The organism is Brevibacillus panacihumi (genome assembly GCF_003710985.1).
GTDB classification, from domain to species: domain Bacteria; phylum Bacillota; class Bacilli; order Brevibacillales; family Brevibacillaceae; genus Brevibacillus; species Brevibacillus panacihumi.
Window position 1 is genome coordinate 1 of record NZ_RHHT01000056.1, and the last position, 23,887, is coordinate 23,887.

Sequence of the window (23,887 nt, forward strand, 5' to 3'; positions counted from 1 at the left end):
ACTTTTATTTTGCCAAACACAGTTGCTAGTGAGTCTCTTTGCACTTGCTGTTGCAATATCTGGACCCACTATGCCGTTATTGTTTTCGGACATAAATCGCAAGAAGGCAATGTTACTTGTACTAGGTGTTTTCGTTCTGGCACCTGGCTGCTTGACGATGAACAGGCGGCACAGCCAGTGCGTGATGCGGTATCTATCGGATATCGCCATATTGATACTGCACAGGCGTATATGAATGAAGTTGGTGTAGGGGAAGGAATCCATTCCAGCGGTGTTGCTAGAGAAAAACTTTTCATTACGACAAAGGTTGCTGCGGAAGCAAAGAACTATGATGCAGTTACGCAGTCCATTGATGAGTCTTTATCAAAAATGATGCTGGATTACATTGACCTTCTGATTATCCACAGCCCGCAGCCTTGGAAGGAGTTCCGTGAGGAGAACCGTTATTTCGAGGAAAACAAAGAAGTATGGAAAGCAATGGAGAATGCTTATAAGACAGGCAAAGTAAAGGCAATCGGTCTTTCAAACTTCCTTCAAGATGATGTAGAGAATATTCTCGCAAGCTGTGAGATCAAGCCCATGGTCAATCAGATATTAGCGCATGTGAGCAATACTCCTTTCGAGCTAATTGAATTCTGCCAGAAGAATGACATCCTGGTAGAAGCATATTCACCCATAGCGCACGGTGCAGTTCTAGATTATGCAGAGATTAAGGTAATAGCTCAAAAGTATGGAGTTTCTGTTGCTCAACTTTGCCTCCGTTATGATATCCAGCTTGGACTTGTAGTCATTCCTAAGACGGCAAATTCAGATCACATGAGGATCAATGCAGAGCTTGATTTTGTTATCAGCGATGCAGATATGGAGACCTTGAAGAATGTAGAGCACATCCAGGATTATGGTGAGCATAGCTTCTTCCCGGTATTTGGCGGAAAATTAAAGTGAACAGCTATTGAATGGGGGACTACATTTGATAGCCATTGATCAGCCAGTGGTTACAAGTATTAATGCAGATTCATTACGCAAACTATATTTATCAACAAATGCTAACTGCAAAAACCATCAAGTGTGTGTCGGGAAGAAGTGACAAACACTTGATGTTTTTATAAGTAAAAGGTTATCGATTTGTATATGTTTGCATATTAAAAAGTATGGAATTAAAAAATGACGATATTCAGTTCATGAAAACGCCATTTCATGAACTGAAATGAAAACGAATAATTTTCCAAGAGAGGGACATATACCATACCGTTTATTCTCATACAAAAACAACTACTTCATTATAAGGAAAATGACTGTCGTGTCTCGGGACATATGTAGATCTGCTTAGACGACATATGATTTTGCAGGAGATTATAACATCAATAAATAGACGTTACATCAGTATGTTTGGGTCGCCAAATACCTAATGCTGGATGATCAACTCGTCAAAATCTATGACACAAACATGTCCTCATATAAAATTCGCATGTCTGTGTCACAGTTTTATGATTTCAAAGCATTAGAATACAGGTTCGCAGAGCTTGTTCTCATTATTGCTCTTTTTATAAGTTTACATAATATATATTATCGGACCCAAAGGAAACAAGCAATTCCAACAGGGAGCATAACCCCCTGCGGCTAACGAATCACTGGCGTTTTGACACTCTGTACCCAATCCAGGATAAATGGAGCCTGGTGCGGATTTAAATTGGTCGGAATTTGCGTTTTTGCTAGAAACTCGAGCTGCACAGCTTCCTCATTTGTTTGAATCAATCCTTCATAAGCGCTCACGTGAAAGATAATCTGGACGCTAAATACCTTGTCGCCATTTGCGTATTGGGCAAATCCATTTTTCCCGGAGTAAATCCCGAATAACGTAAACTGCTGGACGTGGAGATTGGTTTCCTCGAAAACTTCACGTTTTACGGTCTCCTCGAAGGTTTCCCCGATTTCCATGATGCCGCCTGGAATGCCCCATATATCCGGATTTTCTTTTCGCTGCAACAAAATACGTCCTTCCTGATCTTCAATGATTGCGCCGCAGCCTACAGTAAGCAAGGTTTCATGGCCAATCAGCCGTCTCATGGTCGTAATATAGTCATTCATCTTGTCAAACCTCCATTGGTAATACTCTTGGTTTCGATATTGGGGGTAAAACTCCTTTGTGGCGACCTTCAAGATGTATCTATTCATTACATGAAAAATATTTTTAATAATTTTGAAGTTTCTGTTTACAATTCTCTATTTTTCATATATACTAAAATTAAGATAACTATACTCAAAATATCCCGGAGGTCGTTCCCATGGCAACCGTACAAGCAAAATCGAAAACAAACACGAATACCCTAACGATCAAGAAAAGACGAACCTACGAAGACACGCTCAATAACCTGGCTCACTACCTGGAAAATAATAAAAAGAAGTAAAACGAAAAGAGTGCCAAAAGGCGGCACTCTGCTTCGTCGTGTACAAGCCTGGTACCGCGCTTCTGTCCATCCCATCGGTTCGAATTCCGCCCTATTCAGTCTTCCGTTTTTTTGCAGTCATCAGTTTGTAATGCTTCCTTCCCCGCTCGGGCTGCTACGCTTTGGAACCCTTCCTTTCTCAGAAACAAGCTTATGAAGTCCAGAACCTTACCTGCATCGTCCCTAAAAATAGAGTTGCGTCCATGAATTTTAATCCCACCTCACCCCTCCTCTTGAACCCTAAATCCGAATATATGACATGACAACTAAATATCACGGCAATCGCAAAGGCTCGTCATAAGTTCACAACATTGTTTTGATACATTAACAATCAGCCGGAATCAATAGTAGCAAGGAGTTAGGAGATGATTCACTTTATGGCTTATCGATTAAGTCAGAGGGAAAAAAGTTTGCTAATCGCTATACACGTGATTTCCTTGGCGGCGTGGATTGGCGGAACATTAGGGATGTTGCTGCTGGGCATTTATTTGTATAGTGCGGAAAATGCAGCACAACTTACCTATACACTTGCCAGCATGGAGATCATCGATGAAAACTTGCTTAAGTATCCAGCACTGATGACATTATTGACAGGCATCCTACTCTCCCTATGGACGCAATGGGGACTTGTAAAGCATTACTGGATCATTATTAAATTGGGGCTTACCATGATTACGATTATGATTGGAATCTTCTTTCTGAATAAGTGGACCGCCTCGTTGCCGGATTTGGTTGAGGATATGGGATTTGCAAGCTTGCAGGATGGAGGATTTCATTCAACGTGGCTGAATATGGTTACAACTTCTAGTTTCAACTTATTTTGTCTGTTGTTCATGGTATTCATCACATATTACAAACCATTCGGGAAGATCAAGAAAGGACGAGTCGCAAACACCTCAAATAAACTGGGAGCTGATCAAATATGAACCTCATCGGCCAACAAATCAGGAGCGTACTCATGACGCTCCTGATTTCCTTGGCGTGGTTGATGATCGTCCTCGCGAGAAGAATCCCCCATCCTATAGCTTGCAGGCCTATTCGTTAAAGGCAGCACAAAAAAGAGCGCCGTATTTTGGCACTCTCTGTAAGAGCCTATCCAGCTTCCCTTTGCTCCCCCGATTCGATTTACGCTAACATTCAGATTGATAGACTCCGGAAATTTGCCCACACTCGTAACAAACGCAATCATACCCTTATTGATGTGATGATGGTCTCAAGTATCTCCCCGTGATCGACTTCTCCGCATGGATGATCTGCGCCGCTGTGCCCTCGAACACAACCTGGCCTCCCTTGCTGCCTCCATCCGGTCCCATATCAATGATCCAATCCGCTTGGCTGATCACCTCGAGGTTGTGCTCGATGACGATCACCGTGTTGCCGGCATCCACGAGGCGATTCATAATTCCGAGAAGATGACCAATGTCTGACATATGGAGACCAGTCGTCGGCTCGTCCATCACGTAGATGCTGCCCTTCTTGTGCAGCTCGCTTGCCAGCTTGATGCGCTGGCATTCTCCGCCCGAGAGCGTACTGAGCGGCTGGCCGAGCGTGATATAGTTCAGACCTACGTCGCTCATAGCCTGAAGCTTGCGTACAACCTCTTTTATTTGGAAAAATTCCAATGCCTGCTCCACCGTCATCTCCAGCACATCCGCGATCGACTTGCCGTTCAGCTTGTAAGCGAGTACCTCTTCCTTAAAACGTTTCCCTCCGCATACTTCGCATGGCAGCTTCACGCTTTCGAGGAAAGAAAGGTCCATATACACGACGCCTAGTCCTTGGCAGTTTTCGCAAGCCCCTTTTGAGTTGAAACTGAACAAGCTTGGACTCACCTTGTTCGCTGAAGCAAACGCTTTGCGCACATCATCCAGTATTCCTGTGTAGGTCGCGGGATTCGAGCGTGTCGACACGCCTACCGCTGATTGGTCGATGACGATCGCATCCGGATGCTGGCTGAGAAATACGTCGTTGATCAGCGTACTCTTGCCCGAACCTGCCACACCGGTCACGACGGTTAATACTCCAGTCGGAATGTCTACGCTCACGTTCTTTAGGTTGTGCAGCTCGGCGTTATGGATGGACAGCTTGCCGGACGGTTGCCTGCACTCACTCTTAAGCTGTAGCGGCCGTTTCATATGAGTGCCTGTCAATGTACCTGACTCCAGCAGACCAGGGTAGCTTCCTTCATACACGATGGTCCCTCCGCGACTGCCGGCATGTGGCCCGACGTCGACGATGTGATCCGCCACCTTGATGACATCGGGATCATGCTCGACGACTAGCACGGTATTGCCCTTGTCGCGCAGCTTCTGAAGCAATTCATTTAACCGGTGTACATCACGGGGGTGAAGGCCTACGCTGGGTTCATCGAAGATATATGTGACATCGACCAAACTTCCGCTGAGGTGCTTCACCATCTTGACCCGCTGCGACTCGCCTCCGGATAAGGTATCCGTCTCACGGTCGAGCGTCAAGTAATCAAGCCCGATGTCTACCAGGTGCTGCAGCCTCTCCGTCAGCGACTTGACCATCGGTGCTGCCGCTGCATCGTCAACCTCCCGAATGACACCGATAAGCTGGCCGACCTCCATGGATGAGAGATCCGCAATGTTGTGTCCATTGATTCTGCAGCCAAGCGCCGCCTGATTCAGTCTCGCACCGTGACAGCTGGAGCATGGACCTTCGGAAATGAAAGGCGCAACGGTCTTTTGCGTGCGCTCTGACTTCGTTTTCAGATCCTGCTTGATGTATTTATTGGTGAACTTCTCGATGACACCTTCTACTGTAATATTCATTGTCTTGCCGCCGAACTGCGTCGCTACTTTCCTCGCCCTGCCGTACAGGAGCTGCTCCAACTCCTCCTCGGAATAATCACTCAGCTTCTTGTCTGGATCGAAGGGCCCCGACTGCACGATCATCGCCCAATCAAAGCTGTCTACCCCATAGCCTGGCAGCATGATTGCACCTTCATGGAGCGATTTGGACATATCCACCGCTTTGCTCATATCGATGCGGAGGCTGCGGCCGATCCCGTGGCATTCAGGACACATGCCTTGGGGATCGTTAAACGAGAACATGTTCGCTCCACCGACATAAGGCTTACCCACCCGTGAAAAGAGAAGGCGGAGAATGGGAGAAATATCGGTAATCGTGCCCATCGTGGAATGGGAACCTCCTCCTAACCGCTTTTGATCCACGATAACTGCCATGCTCAGGTTCTCGATCGCGTCCGCATCCGGCTGCGGATATTTGGGCAGAAACGTGCGTACGAACATGCTGAAGTTCTCATTCAGCAATCGCGAAGATTCAGCGGCGATCGTATCAAAGACGATCGAGGACTTACCGGAACCGGATACCCCTGTGAAGATCGTGATCTTCCGCTTCGGAATGCGCAAGGAGACGTTCTTGAGATTGTTTTCCCTCGCACCCGAGATGACGATATACTCCTGACTCGATTCACTCATGCTTAACATCCTTCCAGGCGTGGTAATTTCCAAATTATTCACATTGTACCATTCATCCATCGTGCATCGAAAGTCGGGTAGTACCTGTTACGATTCTAACCGCCCTTTTTCAAAAGATCGGCAGCTTTACCGTAAAAGTAGTCCCCTTCCCTCGGACGCTGCTCGCCTCTATGCTCCCCTCATGCAAACGAACCAGCTCTTGCGAAATGGCAAGGCCAAGACCCATCCCGCCACTATTGCGGGTACGCGCCTCATCTGTGCGATAGAAGCGGTTGAATAGAAGCGGCAGCTGATCCGCGTCAATCCCGTCTCCGGTATTGCTTACCTGTATCAGCAGCTTGCCCGCATCTGTCTCGCCCGCTCCAGCCTCGACCCTCACCTGAACCTTTCCTCCCACTGGCGTATAGCGTACAGCGTTTACCAGCAGATTGAGAAAAACTTGCATCATCCGATTTGGATCTACCTCGACGAGCGGTACATTCGGTCCCGAAAGTAGAGTGACATTAACGAACTTATGCTCTGCATCCAATCTCACACGTTCGATACATCGCTCCAGAAGCTCTGGAATGGAGGTCCTTTTTTTCTCCAGATGAAGCTTCTTTGCTTCAGCCAACGACAATTGATGCAAGTCATCGACTAGCTTCGTCAAGCGGATACATTCGTCTTGCAAAGACAGCAATCTCTCGGGTTCAATCAAACTCCCTTCCTGCTGAAGCTGATCCAGTTTTCCCCGAATGATCGTAAGAGGCGTCCGCAGTTCATGGGCGACGTCCGCTGTTAAATTTTTCCGGACCCTCTCGGCTTGGGCCAACTGGGTTGACATCAGATTAAAGGCATTTGCCACTGTCCCGTATTCATCCTTCGTGACAACTGGCACTTGAACTCCCAATTCACCCTGACCCAACCGATCGATGCCGGTAACCAACGAGCGAAGTGGAGCCGTAAGACGTTTGGATAAAAGAAAGGCGACCCATAGGGACAGGCTGACAAACAGGATCATGCCCACCAAAAGGATGAATATGCCTGAGCCTCTGATGCCATAGTGCAGCTTCGCGCTTTTGGCCACCTCAGCGTCGTAATAGACGAGTATGGCGATTGTATTGCCTTCCCACTTCAGCTTTTTGCGTATTCCTAACCCCAGCATCTGCTCGACGTCCACATTTCCGGTCTTGATCAACGGGGTGCCCTCGGTATCTTTTGTAAGAAGCGCATAGCCTATATCTGCTATGTGCTCCACGCTCGGGAGCTGTACTTCCAATCGCTCGACTCCCGACCACGACTCCCCATGTTGAGCATAATAATCCAAAAACGCCTGTGTTAATGCCTCGACTTGAGGTCTTCGATCTACATCCAATACCCCTTTGAGAATACCCGCTATCACGAACTGCGTCATCAGCCCATAGACAATGCCCATACCGACGATAAAAGAGGCGATGGTAAAAAACAGCTTGCGCCTTACGCTCATGTTCGGTCACCGAAGCGATAGCCAAAGCCGTAAACAGTTTGTATATAGACCGGATTGGCCGGATCGTCCTCGATCTTTTTGCGAACGCGACTGATATGCGCATCCACTGTTCGTTCATCGTTTAAAATATCGTCCTCGAGCGCGGCCTGCAACAGCTGCAGTCGACTGTAGACAATTCCTGGCCTGGAGGCGAGTGTCAACAGCAGTCGATATTCTGTCGGTGTCAGGGTTATTTCCTCTCCTCGTTTCCACACGCGAAGCTGAGCTTCCGAGATGGTGAGCTCCCCGCGGATCATCTCGACAGAGGCTTCGCCATGTCCTTCGAGTCTGCGCAGGACTGAACGAATGCGTGCGGACAATTCCCGCAACGAAAACGGCTTTGTGATATAATCGTCGGCCCCCAGCTCAAGACCGATGATTTTATCAGTCTCGTCCGTCCGTGCCGTCACCATGATGATCCCCACATTGCCTGTTTTGCGGAGCTCGCGGCACACGTCAATGCCGCTCATTTCCGGAAGCATCCAGTCCAGTACCACAAGTGACGGCTTCCGTTCCTTTGCGATTTGCAGCGCTTCCCTCCCATTCGAAGCAGTCATGATCTGAAAGCCTTCCTGACGCAAGAATGGCTCCATGAACTCCAGCACCTTCTCCTCGTCATCCACTAGCAGCAAGGTATGTGGCATGGTATACTTCCTCCTCTTCCTAGCTCTATGAATCCACATTATTGCAGAAAGAATCATCGCAGGAAATGACTTTTTTCACATTTCATGAGAACCGTATCTCACCGTCATAAGTTCTCAACATTTTATTGTTAGTATCAGCCTAAGGACGAATCGAGGTGAATGAGATGCCGATTGCCGGGGCTTGGTTCGGTTGCCGGATGGTTCGTAGAAAAATCGTAAAATCCATAAAAGGTGTGATGAATTCATGGAGAACGAAATGCTCAGCGGATTTACTCGTATATCGAGAATTGTGTTTATCGTTTTGTCCTTTGTATTGGCGGCTTGTATTCTGCTGCAAACGTTTTTCGCAGGTGCAGCCATTTTTACGGATCCGGCAATTTGGCGTTATCATGTCAACTTTGTGCACTTCTTTGAATTCGTTCCCATCTTGATGTTGATTTTTGCTTTTTGCGGAAAACTGCCAAATGGATTCAAATGGATCAGTGGCGCCTTATTGCTGATCCTATTCGCACAATACGCTACCGCTCATGTACCAGCCATCTCTGCCATACACCCCGTTATAGCGCTTCTTTATTTTGGTCTAAGCATGCTTGTCGTTCAACAATCATGGAGGTTCTGGAAATCTTGTCGCTAGCCCTCGAGGTGTCTGGTAGCTCGTGGAAAAACAACGACCCGTAGGATGTTTGCTCCTGCGGGTCGACTATATGGATCCTATGCTATTGATGTAAAGCAGCTTCCAGAGCAACCTCGATCATTTCGTTAAATGTCGTTTGACGCTCATCCGCGGAAGTCTCTTCCCCAGTCAAGATATGATCGCTTACGGTGAGGACAGAGAGCGCATTGCGCTTGTATTTTGCAGCCAAGGTATACAGCGCTGAAGATTCCATCTCGACCGCCAGCACCTGGTAGCTGGCCAGCTTTTTGTACAAGTCCAGGCTTTCGCGATAAAAGCTGTCGCTGGTAAAGATATTTCCTACCTTCACAGAGAGGTTGCGTGCAGTTGCGGCCATGTAGGCTTTGTGCAGAAGATCAAAATTGGCAGTTGGGGCGAAATCAATCTGGTTGAACAACAGGCGATTGGTCTGGGAATCGGAGGAGGCGCTCATCGCGAGGATGACATCACGGACCTTGATATCCTCCTGAATCGCACCGCATGTGCCGACCCGGATCAAATTCTGCACATCGTAGGATTGCATGAGTTCATTGATGTAGATCGAAATGGAAGGAACGCCCATCCCGGTTCCTTGAACAGAGACGCGTCTGCCCTTGTAGGTTCCCGTAAATCCGAGCATGCCACGCACGTTATTGTAGCAGGTCGCTCCCTCGAAAAAGGTTTCGGCTATGTATTTGGCCCGCAATGGATCTCCTGGCAACAGGATCGTATCTGCGATTTCCCCTGGTTTGGCTCCGATATGTACACTCATGTAAATCTGCCCCTTTTCTATTGGAAAAAATAAGTCACACTCTCATGGTACTATAAAATACAGGCCAAGGAAAATGAAACTGGCGATCATTCGCAACTATGCATCAAAGGAAAACCGTTGCCTCATTAAAGAAGACAACGGTCGACAGATTATCGTTGTTCCGTTCCCTCTTCGATCGAGGCGACGTAGCGGACAGCCTCCAGATGATCACCCAGCAAAAGCTCGCGTTGCTGCGGCCAGCTGATCCGTTGCTTCCTTCTTGGGAGCCGCTTCTGATCCTGAATGGCACCTGTTGATTCGACACGCAATCGGTTCTTCACGGCGATGGCATGCGCCAATGGGGGGATGAGCAGATGGCGGACACCGATGCGTTCTGCCGCTGCACGAGTTATCGCAAATGGCAGATCCATCGTGGAAGTTGTCAATTTCGTCTGATCGAGCAACAAATTCAGATAGCTTCGCGCTGCTCTAGCAAGAGCAGGCAGATGCCCATTGACCTGCTGTTCTCCCCGCAAAGCCACATCGAGCCCGTAATAGCAGGCAGATACGAGAGGCTGCAGCTCCTCTGCCGGGATGACATTCCCTCCATCCAGGAACAGCCAGACATCACCACTCGCTTCTCTGGCGCCAATAGAGCGCCAAACGTCCGGCCCCAGCGAAAAAGGATAGACAAACGCTGTCGTCACCGCAGATTCACGGGACAAAATACTGTCGATCGTCGAAGGGTTGCTGCCATGGACAATCAGAATAATCTCCTTAGGGAACAAATGTTCCACTTGCTTCAATTGCTGATTAATGACTTTTTCGTCCTGACTGACCTCGACGATGACGCTTAGACGCTCCAGATTGTCGAGTAAGAATTGATTTTGCTGTCTTTTTGCGCCTTTTTTTGCGAGACGTGTCGGTTTTCTTTGATTTCCGTGTCTCATCCCACTCCCCCTCTCGCATGCTTTCCCAATCCGAAGAACGATAGACGGAGCGCAAATGAAGATGACCGGGTACCTGTAGCAACGGGCGATAGCGTCCTCCATCCCATAGACCGCCCCTGTCCCCGTGCACGTTCATCCATGTATTCAAAGCTGATGTGTGATCCTGCAAAAATTTCTGTATCGGCACCTGCACCTTTGGCTTTGTTTGGCGGCGCACAACAGAGACTTTCATCTTTTGAAGGAACGCATTTATCTGAACCACTGGCGGAGATGAATGGGCAAATTCTAACGTTTGCATTGCATGCCGACTCAGCGCAAAGGGGGCGTCGTACAGAGAAGCCGACCCCAATTCTTCTCTCCCTGCCACATGATTAAGCAAATATTGGGGCATTGTTCGCGATGAGGTTCTCGTCTGCATGGAAGAGTCGCGGCAAATCGTCATGACGATATCTCCCCCTCGCCTGACTGCCTCGACATAAGTGTGGAGTTGCTTGGGGATAAGCAGTTGCCGATCATCGAGAAACAGGAGGATATTCCCTGCCGCTTCCCTGCTGCCTATCCTACGGCATTCTTCTTCGGAAAAGTCCCCGTCTGCCGGGATCACTCTCCCTCCCGCTTTCTCTATTTTTTCGCGGGCAACGGGGGACAACTGCGAATTTCGGCAGATAACAAGCACTTCCGTTGACAAGATGAGCTGTTTCGCTGCCCGAATAATGGCGAGCAGCCTGCGATGCACAGCGAAGATGGGAAGGATGACGGACACATCTGGACCGTTCTGATTTTCTTCGATCATCCGCATACCTCCTCGCATGCTCAAGCTTACTTATTTGTACAGTACGCAAGATTGGGTGAAAGGGACACGGCACCTGTCTTTCACCGGCATCCAAGGGGAAAAAGAAAAAAGTACAAAGCGACGGCCAACGCCATCGGCTTGTACTTTTTGGTTACTCATACACTTTGCGATGCAGGTCGCGATTGCGCGTACGACGATTTCGTCTCCTTCTGGCAACCGTAATACTGATCAAAAACAGGTTAAATCCTAACCAGACAAACATTAATGCGTAATACCAGCCTATCGACGGTGTTGCCTGCTCTTCTGAATTATCGGCTCCTGCAGCCTGCACCTGCTTTTCTTTTTTTGCTACGGGCGGATCGAGGCGATGCAGCGGATACGACACCGTCAAGGGACCGGCTGCAATCTCCAGAACTCCATCAGGCGAGACTTGCTCGTGTGCCTCTTCCCCGATCGGAACTGTCGCAAATAGATCCTCCATGGGAGAATAGCGAACACGAACCTCCCCATCATCCGTATGCTCTGTCACTGTATAGATTTTTCCTGACTTGGCGATCTGTTTGGTTTCGAAATGCTCAAAGCCATAATCCAGCATCTTCGTTATGTCCTTGTATGCCAGGTTGCTCGTTGAGGTCTTCATCGTGACTGCGATGAATTCCGTATCGCCACGCTTTGCAGAACCAACCAGGGTATGCATGGCTTGATCCGTAAACCCGTTTTTAATCCCTGTCGCGCCCTCATAATCGCGAATCAGCTTGTTGTGATTGATCAACTCTGATTTCCACTCGGCGCCATCCCAAGGCAAGCGATTGGTTCCGACAATTTTGCGGAAGGTCGGGTTCTTCATCGCATAGGCCGCAATCTTGGACATATCCGATGCGGTGGTATAATGTTCGGGATTGTGCAGTCCGTGCGCATTCGTAAAATGCGTTTCATTTACTCCGACGGTCTCCTGTAAAAAATGGTTGAGCTCCTCGGCAAAAGCCTCCGTGCTTCCGCTCATATGCTCGGCAATCGCTGTCGCCGCATCATTGCCGGAATGCATCAAAAGTCCATATTCCAGCTTCTCCATCTTCACTTGCTCGCCTTCGCCCAGGTAGACACGCGTTCCTTCTTCGTATCTGGCGTTTTTCGAGACCGTGACGATGTCTTCCGGGTTCCCTTTTTCGATGGCATAGATCCCGGTGGCAATTTTGGTGATGCTCGCAGGGTACAGCTTGGCATGCGGATTTTTCTCATACAGGACTTGTCCTGTCTTGGCATCAATTAAAATAGCGGATTCCCCGTTCAACGCCAGGGATTCGGTGTCGATATCCCCTTCTGCAAAAGCTGCAGGAAGAGGCTGGCTCCATAAAAGGATGACCACTACAAGAAGGTTCGTCAGTAGAAATCGCATGATTGTATATATCCTTTCCTTACGTGTCACATTTTATCGTTTCTCACCTGCTATTTTGTTTTTGGTTTTGATGGTTATCCCAGACGTTTGCCCAGCAGATCATAAATCATTTTGAACTTTGGATTATCCTGGAATGCTTCCTCGAATCCATGCACATGCTCTTTGTACAACGCAGCTGCAGCATCATAATCTTGTTTCACGTACAACGAGAAAATCTCTTCTAATTGTTCCTCCAGATTCAGGTCCACTGGCGGCGGGGTTAAAATTTCCTGACGAAGGTTGTTCATTAAGACGTCGAGCTGATGCGTGATCACGGATGCTTCGTTCAATTGCTGGAGCACATCCTTCGGGATATTCCCGGCGTACTTGTAGCGCAGCTCATGTTCGTTCGTCGCCCAAAAGTTCATGCCAAGTGTACGGATTTGGATTTCACAAAACAAGGTGATTTTCTCACTGCCATGATAAACCGTATACGATACGATCATATGGATGCTTCGATAACCGGATGGCTTTGGTGTAGCGATGTAGTCCTTGATGTCGTGAATGACAATATCTTCCCGCTCCTGCAAGAGCTGCTGCACTTCCCGTACGTCATCCACATAACGGCAGACGACTCGCAGTCCCGCAATGTCGTTTACTTCCTGAGCCACCTTCTGAGGCCATTGTTCATCAGAGAAATCAATCCCTTTTTCTTTTGCTTTATTGAGCAGGCTCTCCACTTTTTTGACTCTCCCGACTACAAATTCGATGGGCGAGTAGCGGCCGCTCTTTTGAAAACCGTACTTGATTCCTTTCAGTTTCAATTTCAGCTCGTCGACGGCTTGTTCGTATGGTGCCAAAAAATGAACCAAATTGTTCAGTACCTTGCTCGGCACATTTGTCGCTTTCATGAAAAAAGCACCTCCTGCTTACTTCCAGAGGAAGGGAGAAGCGTCAAAAAACGGTTGCGGATTGACGTAGGTATTGCCGATCAGCATACCGTAATGCAGATGGGGCCCCGTTGAAAAACCGGTCGTCCCCATCAGACCGATCACCTGTCCCTGCTTCACTTCTTGTCCTACTTCCGCTTGCAGCTTGGACATGTGGGCATAAATGGAGAAGATATTCAGCCCGTGGTCGATGATAATGGTATTTCCTGTCAAGTATATTGATTCTGACAGCACAACCTTGCCATCATTGCTCGCCATGATCGGCGTTCCTTCCTTGTTGGCGATATCGATCGCGGCGTGTCGATTGGCTGGTACGCCATTCACCACCCGCTGGTAGCCGAACGGAGTCGTCAAACGACCTGTCGTCGGCTGAATGAACGGCTTGGTAAAGTAAGGAACGGGAGAAGATTGGGATCTGGCCGCTTCTATCTTCTTCTGGTCGGCGTTGATTCGATTGGTGTCCTGGCGCATGCTGTTCATTTGTTTGCTCACGGTTATCGAATCGATGGCAAACGTTTTCGCCTTTATCTCAAGTGGTGCCGAATACCGCTTATCTGCTGTTTCCACTACATAGGAACCCGGTTTTGCGTTGAACGGAATCGGAATAAACCGGACATACTCTCCTTGGGAGGGTCTTAAGTGATACGTCTGAGAGAAGAGCGTAACGGACTTCGATTTTGGGCTGCGCACCAGGATGACATCTCCAGGGTAGGTGACAGCGGGACTCACAGCGATAGAGACCTGCTGTTGCTGCCATTGCGAAGCCGCTTCTTCGACCACATGATGGGCCACAGAGCCTGTCCCATTGCTGACGGTCATCGTGGCAAACAACAGAAAATTGAGCATAGACTGTAACATATGCGCTCCCTCCCATTTTCCAGTATATCAAAAGTGGAAGGGAATTGAAAAAGAAAAAGAAGGCTGTACAGCTAGCCTTCTCCATCTCTTTACAGTTTTTTGGTGTAGTCGGCCATCATGTCCATGATCGATTGAACCCCGCTCAGCATCTCGCTCGCACGCTTTGTCTTCTGCGAAATCGTGCCGAAATCAAGCCGCCCTTTTTTCCGATCTGACCAGCGCTTGAACAACTCGTCTGCTGCTGCGGGATTGCTTCGGACTGCCTGAGCGCGTGATGCATCTTCCGAAAGCCAGGCTTCAAATTCCGGATGCTCGCGCAGCAGGCGCTTCACTTCTTTTCGTTTCATCCGGGGACTCTCGCTCCTTTCCGAGGTGCAAAGAATGGTTTCCTGTTCGTTACACCATATGACTAGTCCGCGGATGTGCTTGTGTGTTTGCACCGTTCCTGGTGAAAAAGGCGTATGTATGGACTCTCAGTACACAGGAAAAGGGGCCCCCTTATGAGGACCCCTTTCGCGCATCCACGTATTCAGTTGTACACTTTTTGCACCGATTGAAAACCGTGATGCTGCTAATTCTTTGTCCGCCAGTTAGCGGGCCAGTTGCTGTTCAGCGAAGCTCACCAGACGCTTAGTAATTTCTCCACCAACCGAACCGTTTTGACGAGAAGTTGTGTCTGGTCCCAGATTTACACCAAACTCTGCTGCGATCTCATACTTGAGTTGATCCAGAGCTTGGTTCGCTTGAGGAACTAACAGGTTGTTGCTGTTTCCGCTGTTGTTGTTCGCCATGATTGATTCCTCCCTAAGCGTTTTTTCTCCTGTGACAATACCCGTCAGCCTTGGCTGCCTGTACGGGACAGGAGATGTTTTTTGTACAAGGGATGAGTTGTTCTCACCTCTTGTGGTACTATCATTCCTCAGATGCTGACAAGCATACGTATTTTTGCAGTAGAAAATCTTGTAAAGGCGCTTCGAACCCAATGTGCTATAATGTTTGGGACAAGTAAGAACGAGAGGAGTCGCCTTTGTGAATCAATCCAAAATCCTGCTCATCGACGGCATGAGCTTTTTGTTCCGGGCGTTTTACGCCTCCGCATGGACAGGCGGGTACCGCCAAACCTCGGATGGCATCTACACGAACGCCGTGTACGGCTTTACCAAAATGATGCTCGACTACGTCGATCTCGTTCGTCCCACTCATCTGCTGGTCGGCTGGGATGTCGCATCCCGCGAATCCCTCGTGCGCAGCCAATGGTATGACGGGTACAAATCGAACCGCCAGGCGCCTCCAGAGGAATTGGTTCCCCAGTTTGATCTGGTCAAAGAAGTGACGGCAGCTTTTGCCGTTCCCAACCTCGGATGTCCGGGCTATGAAGGCGACGATATTCTCGGAACGGTGAGCGAGCAGCTTTCTTCGGAAGGACATCAAGTCGTCATCGCGTCCGGCGATTACGACAGCCTGCAGCTCGTCTCCGATCAGGTTAGCGTAAAAATCCTGAAAAACGGCGGCAAGCATGAGCATTACACGCCGCAAAGCCTCTTGGCTGTCCGAGGAATCGTCCCGGAGCAGGTAGTCGATGTCAAAGCGCTGATGGGCGACACTTCCGACTGTATTCCAGGCTGTCCTGGCATCGGTGAGAAGACGGCGACCAAGCTGATCACCGAGCATGGGAACCTGGACACCCTCTATGGCAACCTCACCGCCTGCACACCGAAAATGCGCAGCAAGCTGGAAGAGCATCGCGACCAGGTTTATCTCAGCCAAAAACTGGCAACGATCATTCGCGATGTTCCGATTGAGTATAGCCTGGAAGCAGCCAGATGGGAGTACGACTCCGCTGTAGTAAAGGAAAAGTTTGAACAACTGGAATTCGGCCGCTCTCTCGTCACACGGGTCGGCTAACTGCGAACCCCCTAGCAAAGAGCCAGCACTGGCTATGCTAGGGGGTTTTTGATTTCGATCAAAGTTCGTTCTCTTCTCTGCCTTCAATCCCGTATGATGCGTTCATGTCCAACAGTTCGCGTATGTTCCCCAAATAGGGCATGAGTTCCTCGGCTTCCACCAGAGGCTTCCATTCGATCCTTTGTATTTCCGCATCTGTTGTTCCCAATGCTCCTCCCAGGATCTCCCCGCGAAACGTGATGAATGTGGCGTGTTCCTCGCCAATCACCTTCTCTCTTACGTGAATAATCGGCCCGATCTTGACCTCCAATCCCGTCTCTTCCTTTACTTCCCGCACAGCCGCATCGAGCAACATCTCTCCGTGTTCACGTTTTCCACCGGGGAGACTCCAGAATCTTTCATTCAGAACCGTGAGTATTTTATCAGTAGTCTGATCGTACAAAAGCACATATACCACATCCACATGAGCTACGTTCAATTTCCTAACTCCCCTTCCCTCCTTTTATTTCCATACATCCGAAACATGACCAGACCAAAAAGCAAGCCCGCAAATGACAGAGAGGCCATCGCCAGAAACAGCACCTGACCGCCGAAGGATTTGTAGATCACCCCGCCCACATAGGACGCCAAGATCCCGGATACCCCGAAAAACAAGAGAGCCAGCACCGTTTGACCGGTAGCCCGCCACTCCGCAGGTACGATCCGATACAAGTATTGGATCGCCGCTGAGTAGAACACGGGAAAGGTTACAATTTGCAGAATTTGCAAATAGGCCAAAAGATGCGGATCCGTAAGAAAGGCGGAAATGAGAAAGCGAATGAAGAAAAACGCGGCAGCAAAGGTAATATAGAACATTTCCTTCCCTTTTCGCTGCCACCAGAAGCTGACAGCAAAGACCAGAATCTCGCTTCCCGCCGCCAAAAACCAGGCCTGTCCGACCAATTCGGGACTTCCGCCCAGCTCCCGGATGTAAACACCGAGGAACGTGTCATTCATCCTAGTCGGGACCGAACATAGAAAGACCAGCAAGAGGAACAGCAGGGTCTCCTTATGGCCCAAAAACTGCTTGAGGCTGCTCCAGGTTACGGGCTTTCCCGTAACGGGAGCATCGGGCATCAGCCAGATGATCACAAAACCGATGATCCCAATCCCCGCGAAAAGCAAGGCGAGGCTGTTGGCCCCAAAATAGGACATGACATATCCCGTTACTAGCGAAAAGAAGGCATAACCCGATGCCCCGAAGGTACGAATCGAGCCGTAGCTCACGCCTGATGTCTCCGAAATGGTGAAATTGAGGCTTTCCGTCAACGGGTCGATCGGCATGAGAAAGAAATAAAGCAGCATCGCAAAGACGACAAGCTGCAAATAACTGCTGGAATCATAAAGCAGAAAACCGAATGCACTGGAAAAAAGCAGCAATAAGAGCATGACTTTGCGGATGGTTTTGGTCTTGTCGCTGATCATGCCCCATAATGGCTGAGTGAACAGCGTGACAAAACCGCCAGTCCCGATAATAAAGCCGATTTGGGCAGGGTTTAAGCCCTGATCATCCAAATAGACAGGCAGAAAGGCGACGAACATCGCCAGCAAGGAAAAGTATAAAAAATTAAAGATGCGTAAAAGTCCTGGCGCTCGCAAAATAACTGATCCCTCTCGTCTGTTTTAAAATAAGGAAAACAAAGCCACGTCATTGTAACACGGCTTCCAGAGAAAAGAAACAAACTGACACTTGATCGTTGCAAGTGTCAGTCCGCTTATTGAAAAACATCCAGCAGCATCTCCGTGCTTGCCTCATCAGTCGCCTCCCAATTGGCAGCGAAGCGGACCTGGTGGGATACTCCCAGGATGTCATAAGTCTGAACCAGGTGCTGTCGGGCTGAACCCACAATCAAGCTGTGCAGACGAAGCTGCCTGCTTTTGCCCAGTTCCGCCATTCGCTCCCGAACGTATGGCGAGATGCTCCCGATCCCATCCGTAACCATGACGAAATCTGCACCGCGAAAGGCCTTGTTCTGCTCCAGCAGTCCCATGCCCCTTTTTATCGGTGCGTCAAAATGGGTACCGCCGCCATACGCCATCTGCGCGAGAGCGTAAAAGGCAGCCCAGTCAGGTTTCCGGTGGTAGAGGATTTGTTCGCGCAGCTCTCCCTTGGCTCCAAACAACAGGAGAACAAAATCGCGTTTTTCCAGCATGGAAAGCGCGGCAAAAGTCATGACGAAAAGCTGCGCCAGACGAAGCTTGCCGCCGCGCATCGAATGCGAGGTATCCAGCATGCAGATCACGGGGCCTTTCGGGGGTTCCTCCACCCAACCGGATGCATCATAGGTCATCAGCTTCCGGTCCATCCACTTCAGAAAAAAATACGACTCGTAATCAGGATCTGCCAAAAGGGCCGCTTCGGATGGCAGCATACGGGCGATATCCGAGGATTGGCGCAGGTCGTAATACTCCTCAGGTATCTGGCGTTTGCGGATCTCTCGCCTTTTTACACGAAAGTGATGGACCTGGCGACCAACCTCCTGCAAGAACTGAATCAGATCGGGGTGGCGCTTGAGCTTCTCCACCCATTTCAGATACTGCTCGAAGCTTTGTCTGCGAAGCCTGCCCAAATCGTGCCCCCAGCTTCGATTAGCGAACTGCTGGCTCGCTGCAATCAACTCCTCGACGAACAGGCTGTCGACATCCTCCTGGGACAAAGAGGTTTTCAAGGCCTTCTCCAGCCATTGACCCAGCTCCTGTTCAAAGGCCTGGATCGTTTCTCTCTCCTGCCTGTCCAATCGATCCAGCTGCTTTTCGCGCTGTCCCAGCTCCTCCTCCAGCTTTTTCACCTTTTGCAGCAGCTTGCTGCGTCGAGTAAACTGAACGCGCATCTCTTCGCGAAGCTCCTCGATCCGCTGTTTCAAGGCATCGATTTCCGCCTGGACGAGAGGCTTCGTATCCCTTGCCTCTTGTTTTTCCTCTACGATCCGCTTTCCCTGCTGAAGGGTATAGCCGACCAATTGAAGCTGCGCTACCTGCTTTTCCGACAGCAGTTCCGAGATTTGTGCCTGCTCTTGACCGTCTTGTCCCTGCAGCATGGTTAATCCTGCGAGCATCGGGGTGACGGTTTGATCCTTTTCACGCTGCTTTACTTCCGCGGCGAAAGTCTCGGTCAGCCAGAGCAGAGCCTTTATCGCGGTCTTAAAAGCAGCACTGTCTCGACCTACGGTTCGCGGATGAATCATTTTCGTGAAATACTGCTTCATCAGAGTTCGGATCATCCATTTGTGAAAGGGAGTCGCTTCCTGTGTCTGATCGATCTCCGGTTTCGGGAGATAAAAGACAAAAAAGAAATCAGCCAACAGCTCCAAGTCAAACCAGGAGGCTTGTTGACCCGCCTGTTCGACCCATTCCTGTGCGGTGCGTGAGGAAGCGAGGTACGTCTCCAAGAGGTAGCGATCTACCTGGCTGGTGCGAACAATCATTCCCCACACCTCCTACAGCGTATAGTCGTAGTCCGTCCCCGGAATATCCTGGTCAAAAATGGTCCGGTAGGTACGCTGCAGCTGTTGCAAAATCCGCTCTCCCTCAATTCGCAAATACGCAAATTTGACCGCGTATTTCTCGACGTTGTGTATGAGCCTGTTCTTTTCCAGGATGAAGGCATGCAGGTCTTTTTCCCGTTTCTGCCACTCCTGCAGGCGATTGCGCAATTCCTGAGCGGTCTGGGTCAATTGCTCCTTGCTTGCCTCCAGAAGTGTCCGGCTTTTCTCCATGGCCTCTTTGCCCAGCTTGGCCCCCACCTCTTTTTTAAACTGGAAGGCATGCAGCTCAGACTCCTTTTCCTTCCACTTGTCCGCGATCTGGGAATAATGGCGCAAGGGGAGTACATCCTCCAGCTCAGCCTTCAACATCTCTGTAAACTGCTTTTCGTACAGCTCTCGCATCACAGGGAGATCTTCCGGCACGTCCCACATCATATGCGGGGTATAGACGGTATCCCAGATCGTGACTTCCTCGCGGCCATGCAGGGCGGCAGAGGTTTTCCAGATCGTGGCGATCTTTTTCAAGCGGCGGTCTGACAAGCGGTATTCCTTTTCCTCCAGGCCTTGTTTGATGGAGAACAGGAAGTAGACCAAGGATCCCGGAATTTTGACGTCTGCGGCTGCCTCCTGAATATCGCGCACGTCGTAGAGCGAAAAGACGACAGGCATCTCGGTATTCGGCATGGTCAGCATTTTTTCGTAGCTGGCAGCATGCTGCAGGTATCCGACCTCGTAGCGGATCAAAAAACGGTCGTACAACGCAGCCAGTTGTTCGTCGTCCTCCGGCAATTCATTGGAGGCGGCGATCAAAAACTGGAGCGGGACCGGTTGTTTTTCCCTGCCGTTGAAATAGATCCGCTCATTGAGGATCGAGAGCAACGAATTGAGAATGGCGCTGTTGGCTTTAAAGATTTCATCCAGGAAGACAAATTGCGCCCCTGGCAAATAGCCGGACGTTTTGCGCACGTATTGATCCTGCTTTAATTGCTGCAAGGAAACCGGTCCGAATATCTCATCCGGTGTCGTAAAGCGGGTCAATAAGTATTCAAACCAGTGTTCGGATCCAAAAAGCTGGGAAATGCCCCGGGCGAGCTGAGATTTTGCGGTGCCAGGAGGTCCGATCAACAGAACGTTTTCGCCGCTCATCATACCGAGCAGCAGCAGCCGGATCAATTCGCTCCGTTCCAGAAAACGTCGTTCCAGCAGCTCGATGGCTTGATCCATTTTGCGTAGTATGGGTGTAGGTGTAGGTGTTGGTGTGTGCATCTCAGTTGGCAAGCCGTCGCAACGCTAAGGAACAACGACGACGCCACTTCCCCCCTCGTCCTGATTTCCAATGTTGATTCAGATTCATTGCAGCTGCTCCCCCGCAAGGAGCATCGATGGTTGTTTTCTTATAGTCGCATAACGCGGATGAAAATGCCAGTTTTCACGTCTGGATCGATGGATCAACTGTTGTTGTGCGTTCACCCAAGTCTGTTGTTTCGCATATCCTGTTGTCACAAGTACCTGCAACGGATGACAGACAAAGGAGGGCGCAAGATGGGGATTGAACTTGCCTGGCTGCATGGTGTATATGTGTTGTTCGTGCTCGGGATTATTCTCATGATGGTATTGCGGCGAGACACCAGCCTGATCAGCATCGTCGGCATCGCCATCCTCGGTTTTACCGCCACTGGCTCTGTCATTGCATCGGTCGGTGGAATATTCGGAAGCTTTATCTACGCGATCACAGAGCTTTTGCCCACGATTCTCGTCATCTGCATCATTGTGGCCATGAGCCATGTGCTGACAGATACGGGCGTGAATGAAACGATGATCCGGCCCATGACGCATCTTGTTCGGAACGCTACACTCGCGTATTGGGTGATCGGAATCGTGATGATGATCATCTCCTGGTTTTTCTGGCCGTCTCCTGCGGTTGCCCTGGTCGGGGCCGTCATGCTGCCTGTCGCAATACGAGCGGGACTGCCGGCGATCGGCGTCGCTGTCGCCATGAACCTGTTCGGACACGGTATCGCGCTATCCGGCGACTTCGTCATCCAAGGCGCGCCATCGTTGACTGCCAAAGCTGCCGGCATTCCGGTATCCGACGTGCTGCATGCGAGTATCCCGCTGGTGATCGTCATGGGTCTCGTCACGACTGTTACGGCCTTCTGGTATTTGCGAAAAGACATGAAGATCGGTCTTGTTGCCCCGGCATCCGAGCATATATTCAGCGCGGATTCCTCCGTCAAAGCACCACTTCGCCCTGGTGTGAGAAAAACGTTGGCTGTTCTCGTTCCGTTCCTCTTTCTCCTGGACGTGATCGCCATGTTCGCGTTTGACCTTCTCGGCGGCGAAGCGACAGCGCTGGTAGGCGGGACTGCCTTGCTGATCCTGATCGTTTCTACCATGCTGGCACATAAAGAAAAAGGTCTGGAGCAAGTCACCACGCATTTGATTCAGGGATTTCAATTCGGCTTCAAAGTATTCGGGCCCGTGATCCCGATCGCAGCCTTCTTTTACATGGGCGACAGCGGTTTCATCACGGTCTTCGGGGAAGTACTGCCGGCTGGCTCACAAGGCATTGTCAATGACCTGGGTGTAGCCTTGGCGCATACGATTCCCGTCAATAAAGAAGTGGCCGCCCTCACCCTGACTTCTGTCGGCGTCATCACCGGGCTGGATGGTTCCGGCTTCTCCGGGATCACGCTGGCAGGATCCATCGCCCAATTATTTGCGACAGCCCTCGGCAACGGGATTGCTACCCTGACAGCCTTGGGACAGATTGCCGCCATCTGGGTCGGGGGCGGAACCCTGGTTCCGTGGGCATTGATCCCCGCCGCGGCCATCTGCGGAGTAGACCCTTTTGAACTGGCGAGACGAAATCTCTACCCGGTTGTCATTGGTCTGCTGGTCACCACGATTTTTGCCATGTTTCTCCTGTAACGACGAAAAAAGGCGGATGGGAATCGTATCTCATCCGTCTTTTTTCGTCTGTTTTCGAACAAGCTTCATACAATTTCTAGTACAAACCATCTGAAAGGAACGGACCTGGTTATGAATTCTTGGAAAAAAAGCATTCAGATTGCAGCAACGTATATCGGTACGGTAGTAGGAGCCGGATTTGCCAGCGGGCAGGAAATCATTGCTTTTTTCACCTTGTACGGTCATACAGGAACGCTCGGGATTCTGCTCTCGACCGTCCTCTTTGTCTGGTTGGGCTATAAAATGATGTGGCTGGCCCATCATCTGCAAACTCCGTCCTATGAATCGTTCAACCAGCGCTTTTTTGGAAATATTGCAGGGAGGGCCATAAATCTGTTCGTGTTTCTGACGCTGTTCGGTGTCACCACCGTGATGCTGGCAGGGGCGGGATCCATTCTGGAAGAGCAATTTCAGATTCCCTACCTGGCGGGCAGTGCCGGGACTGTCCTGATCGCGTTGCTGGTCTTGCGAAAAGGTCTGGAGCGGCTTATGGTTGTCAATGCCATCGTCGTTCCTGCCATGCTTCTTTTTACACTGCTGATCCTGATTGATGGTGGCGCCAGTCTGCCACAGTTCACGGAATTCCCTCACTTCGAAGGTTTGCTCTGGAAAAGCATCCTCTATATCTCCTTCAACCTCGCGATGGCCCAATCTGTCCTCATTCCCATCGGTTACTCTGTCCGCGATCCGGTCGTACTGCTGCGCGGAGCGATCATGGGCGGCATCTGCCTCGGATTTATGCTGATCGTCATCCACACCGCCATGCTCGCCAACTGGCAGGAAGTCCGCTTCTTGGATGTGCCCATCCTGTTTATTACGGACAGCTGGAACAGTTGGCTGCAATTGTTCTTGGTCCTTGTCCTGTTTTCCGAGATTTTTACGACTCTCATCTCCAACGTTTTTGGAATCGGCCAGCAGATGCGCGAGCTTTTTCAGGTGCCTGAAAATACGTCGTACCTGTTCCTGTTTGGAACAGCTTTTGTACTCTGCCTGATTGGGTATTCCGAGCTACTGATGTTCCTGTACCCTTTGTTCGGCTATCTGGGTCTGGCCACGTTGTTGCGAATCACTTGGCCGGGTCGGGCCATACGGCGGTAATC

General features: G+C 49.9%; 23 protein-coding genes. 8 read left to right on the plus strand and 15 right to left on the minus strand.

Annotated elements, in window-relative coordinates:
* Positions 1–78: 78 nt before the first annotated feature.
* Complete coding sequence (locus EDM58_RS20640; protein ID WP_122915070.1) at positions 79–945, plus strand: aldo/keto reductase; 867 nt, start codon at positions 79–81, stop codon at positions 943–945.
* A gap of 675 nt (positions 946–1,620) precedes the next feature.
* Here EDM58_RS20640 and EDM58_RS20645 read toward each other — a convergent pair.
* Positions 1,621–2,088 (minus strand): NUDIX hydrolase, encoded by a 468-nt coding sequence (locus EDM58_RS20645; RefSeq protein WP_122914997.1) that lies wholly within the window; start codon positions 2,086–2,088, stop codon positions 1,621–1,623.
* A 197-nt stretch (positions 2,089–2,285) separates the two neighbouring features.
* On the opposite strand from EDM58_RS20645, the gene EDM58_RS26430 reads away from it, so the two are divergent.
* Entirely contained in the window at positions 2,286–2,408 is a 123-nt protein-coding gene (locus tag EDM58_RS26430) for a hypothetical protein (RefSeq protein ID WP_023556852.1), read from the plus strand.
* Between the two features lie 404 nt (positions 2,409–2,812).
* A complete protein-coding gene (locus EDM58_RS20650) occupies positions 2,813–3,373 on the plus strand; it encodes a hypothetical protein (protein WP_122914998.1) in 561 nt (186 codons plus the stop codon).
* Positions 3,374–3,640: 267 nt separating this feature from the next.
* Here the strand turns inward: EDM58_RS20650 and EDM58_RS20660 are convergent, their stop codons facing one another.
* The 3 genes from EDM58_RS20660 to EDM58_RS20670 all read right to left on the minus strand — a co-directional run bounded on the left by EDM58_RS20660 (position 3,641) and on the right by EDM58_RS20670 (position 8,059).
* Positions 3,641–5,911: an ATP-binding cassette domain-containing protein gene (locus EDM58_RS20660; protein ID WP_122915000.1), complete on the minus strand. Its 2,271-nt coding sequence runs from the start codon at positions 5,909–5,911 to the stop codon at positions 3,641–3,643.
* Between the two features lie 109 nt (positions 5,912–6,020).
* Positions 6,021–7,376 (minus strand): sensor histidine kinase, encoded by a 1,356-nt coding sequence (locus EDM58_RS20665; protein ID WP_122915001.1) that lies wholly within the window; start codon positions 7,374–7,376, stop codon positions 6,021–6,023.
* Complete coding sequence (locus tag EDM58_RS20670; RefSeq protein WP_122915002.1) at positions 7,373–8,059, minus strand: response regulator; 687 nt, start codon at positions 8,057–8,059, stop codon at positions 7,373–7,375. The genes EDM58_RS20665 and EDM58_RS20670 overlap by 4 nt, the downstream gene beginning before the upstream one ends.
* A 244-nt stretch (positions 8,060–8,303) precedes the next feature.
* Here EDM58_RS20670 and EDM58_RS20675 point away from each other — a divergent pair, with 244 nt between their 5' ends.
* Positions 8,304–8,693, plus strand: a complete 390-nt coding sequence (locus EDM58_RS20675) for a DUF6220 domain-containing protein (protein WP_246000915.1) — start codon at positions 8,304–8,306, stop codon at positions 8,691–8,693.
* 82 nt (positions 8,694–8,775) lie between these two features.
* Here the strand turns inward: EDM58_RS20675 and deoD are convergent, their stop codons facing one another.
* Both deoD and EDM58_RS25850 read right to left on the minus strand, forming a co-directional pair.
* Positions 8,776–9,483 carry a purine-nucleoside phosphorylase gene (deoD, locus tag EDM58_RS20680; protein ID WP_122915003.1) on the minus strand — a complete coding sequence of 236 codons (708 nt, stop codon included), beginning with the start codon at positions 9,481–9,483 and terminating at the stop codon, positions 8,776–8,778.
* Between the two features lie 149 nt (positions 9,484–9,632).
* The gene (locus tag EDM58_RS25850; protein ID WP_183187580.1) at positions 9,633–10,412 is read right to left on the minus strand and encodes a glycosyltransferase family 2 protein; all 780 of its coding nucleotides are present in this window, start codon (positions 10,410–10,412) and stop codon (positions 9,633–9,635) included.
* A 505-nt stretch (positions 10,413–10,917) separates the two neighbouring features.
* Between EDM58_RS25850 and EDM58_RS25855 the strand changes: the two genes are divergently transcribed.
* The gene (locus tag EDM58_RS25855; protein WP_183187581.1) at positions 10,918–11,097 is read left to right on the plus strand and encodes a hypothetical protein; all 180 of its coding nucleotides are present in this window, start codon (positions 10,918–10,920) and stop codon (positions 11,095–11,097) included.
* A gap of 259 nt (positions 11,098–11,356) precedes the next feature.
* Here the strand turns inward: EDM58_RS25855 and EDM58_RS20695 are convergent, their stop codons facing one another.
* The 5 genes from EDM58_RS20695 to EDM58_RS20715 form a co-directional block, all read right to left on the minus strand.
* The gene (locus tag EDM58_RS20695) at positions 11,357–12,601 is read right to left on the minus strand and encodes a D-alanyl-D-alanine carboxypeptidase family protein (RefSeq protein ID WP_122915006.1); all 1,245 of its coding nucleotides are present in this window, start codon (positions 12,599–12,601) and stop codon (positions 11,357–11,359) included.
* A gap of 74 nt (positions 12,602–12,675) precedes the next feature.
* Positions 12,676–13,491: a GTP pyrophosphokinase gene (locus tag EDM58_RS20700; RefSeq protein WP_122915007.1), complete on the minus strand. Its 816-nt coding sequence runs from the start codon at positions 13,489–13,491 to the stop codon at positions 12,676–12,678.
* An 18-nt stretch (positions 13,492–13,509) separates the two neighbouring features.
* Entirely contained in the window at positions 13,510–14,388 is an 879-nt protein-coding gene (locus EDM58_RS20705) for a M23 family metallopeptidase (protein ID WP_122915008.1), read from the minus strand.
* Between the two features lie 89 nt (positions 14,389–14,477).
* Positions 14,478–14,735, minus strand: a complete 258-nt coding sequence (locus EDM58_RS20710; RefSeq protein WP_122915009.1) for a hypothetical protein — start codon at positions 14,733–14,735, stop codon at positions 14,478–14,480.
* A 243-nt stretch (positions 14,736–14,978) separates the two neighbouring features.
* Entirely contained in the window at positions 14,979–15,179 is a 201-nt protein-coding gene (locus tag EDM58_RS20715; protein ID WP_023556865.1) for an alpha/beta-type small acid-soluble spore protein, read from the minus strand.
* 238 nt (positions 15,180–15,417) lie between these two features.
* On the opposite strand from EDM58_RS20715, the gene EDM58_RS20720 reads away from it, so the two are divergent.
* Positions 15,418–16,293, plus strand: coding sequence for a 5'-3' exonuclease (locus EDM58_RS20720; protein WP_122915010.1), 876 nt, complete (start codon positions 15,418–15,420; stop codon positions 16,291–16,293).
* 58 nt (positions 16,294–16,351) lie between these two features.
* Here EDM58_RS20720 and EDM58_RS20725 read toward each other — a convergent pair whose 3' ends face one another.
* From EDM58_RS20725 to EDM58_RS20740, 4 genes are all read right to left on the minus strand, one after another.
* Entirely contained in the window at positions 16,352–16,771 is a 420-nt protein-coding gene (locus EDM58_RS20725) for an NUDIX domain-containing protein (RefSeq protein ID WP_122915011.1), read from the minus strand.
* On the minus strand, positions 16,768–17,931 hold the full coding sequence (locus tag EDM58_RS20730) for an MFS transporter (RefSeq protein WP_246000917.1): 1,164 nt from the start codon (positions 17,929–17,931) through the stop codon (positions 16,768–16,770). Before EDM58_RS20730 ends, EDM58_RS20725 begins: the two co-directional genes overlap by 4 nt.
* Before the next feature lie 116 nt (positions 17,932–18,047).
* Positions 18,048–19,757 (minus strand): vWA domain-containing protein, encoded by a 1,710-nt coding sequence (locus tag EDM58_RS20735; RefSeq protein ID WP_122915012.1) that lies wholly within the window; start codon positions 19,755–19,757, stop codon positions 18,048–18,050.
* 12 nt (positions 19,758–19,769) lie between these two features.
* A complete protein-coding gene (locus EDM58_RS20740) occupies positions 19,770–21,083 on the minus strand; it encodes an AAA family ATPase (protein ID WP_246000918.1) in 1,314 nt (437 codons plus the stop codon).
* Between the two features lie 276 nt (positions 21,084–21,359).
* Between EDM58_RS20740 and EDM58_RS20745 the strand changes: the two genes are divergently transcribed.
* Together EDM58_RS20745 and EDM58_RS20750 are read left to right on the plus strand one after the other, a co-directional pair.
* On the plus strand, positions 21,360–22,748 hold the full coding sequence (locus tag EDM58_RS20745; RefSeq protein ID WP_122915014.1) for a hypothetical protein: 1,389 nt from the start codon (positions 21,360–21,362) through the stop codon (positions 22,746–22,748).
* A gap of 111 nt (positions 22,749–22,859) precedes the next feature.
* On the plus strand, positions 22,860–23,885 hold the full coding sequence (locus tag EDM58_RS20750) for a YkvI family membrane protein (RefSeq protein ID WP_122915015.1): 1,026 nt from the start codon (positions 22,860–22,862) through the stop codon (positions 23,883–23,885).
* Positions 23,886–23,887: the final 2 nt, after the last annotated feature.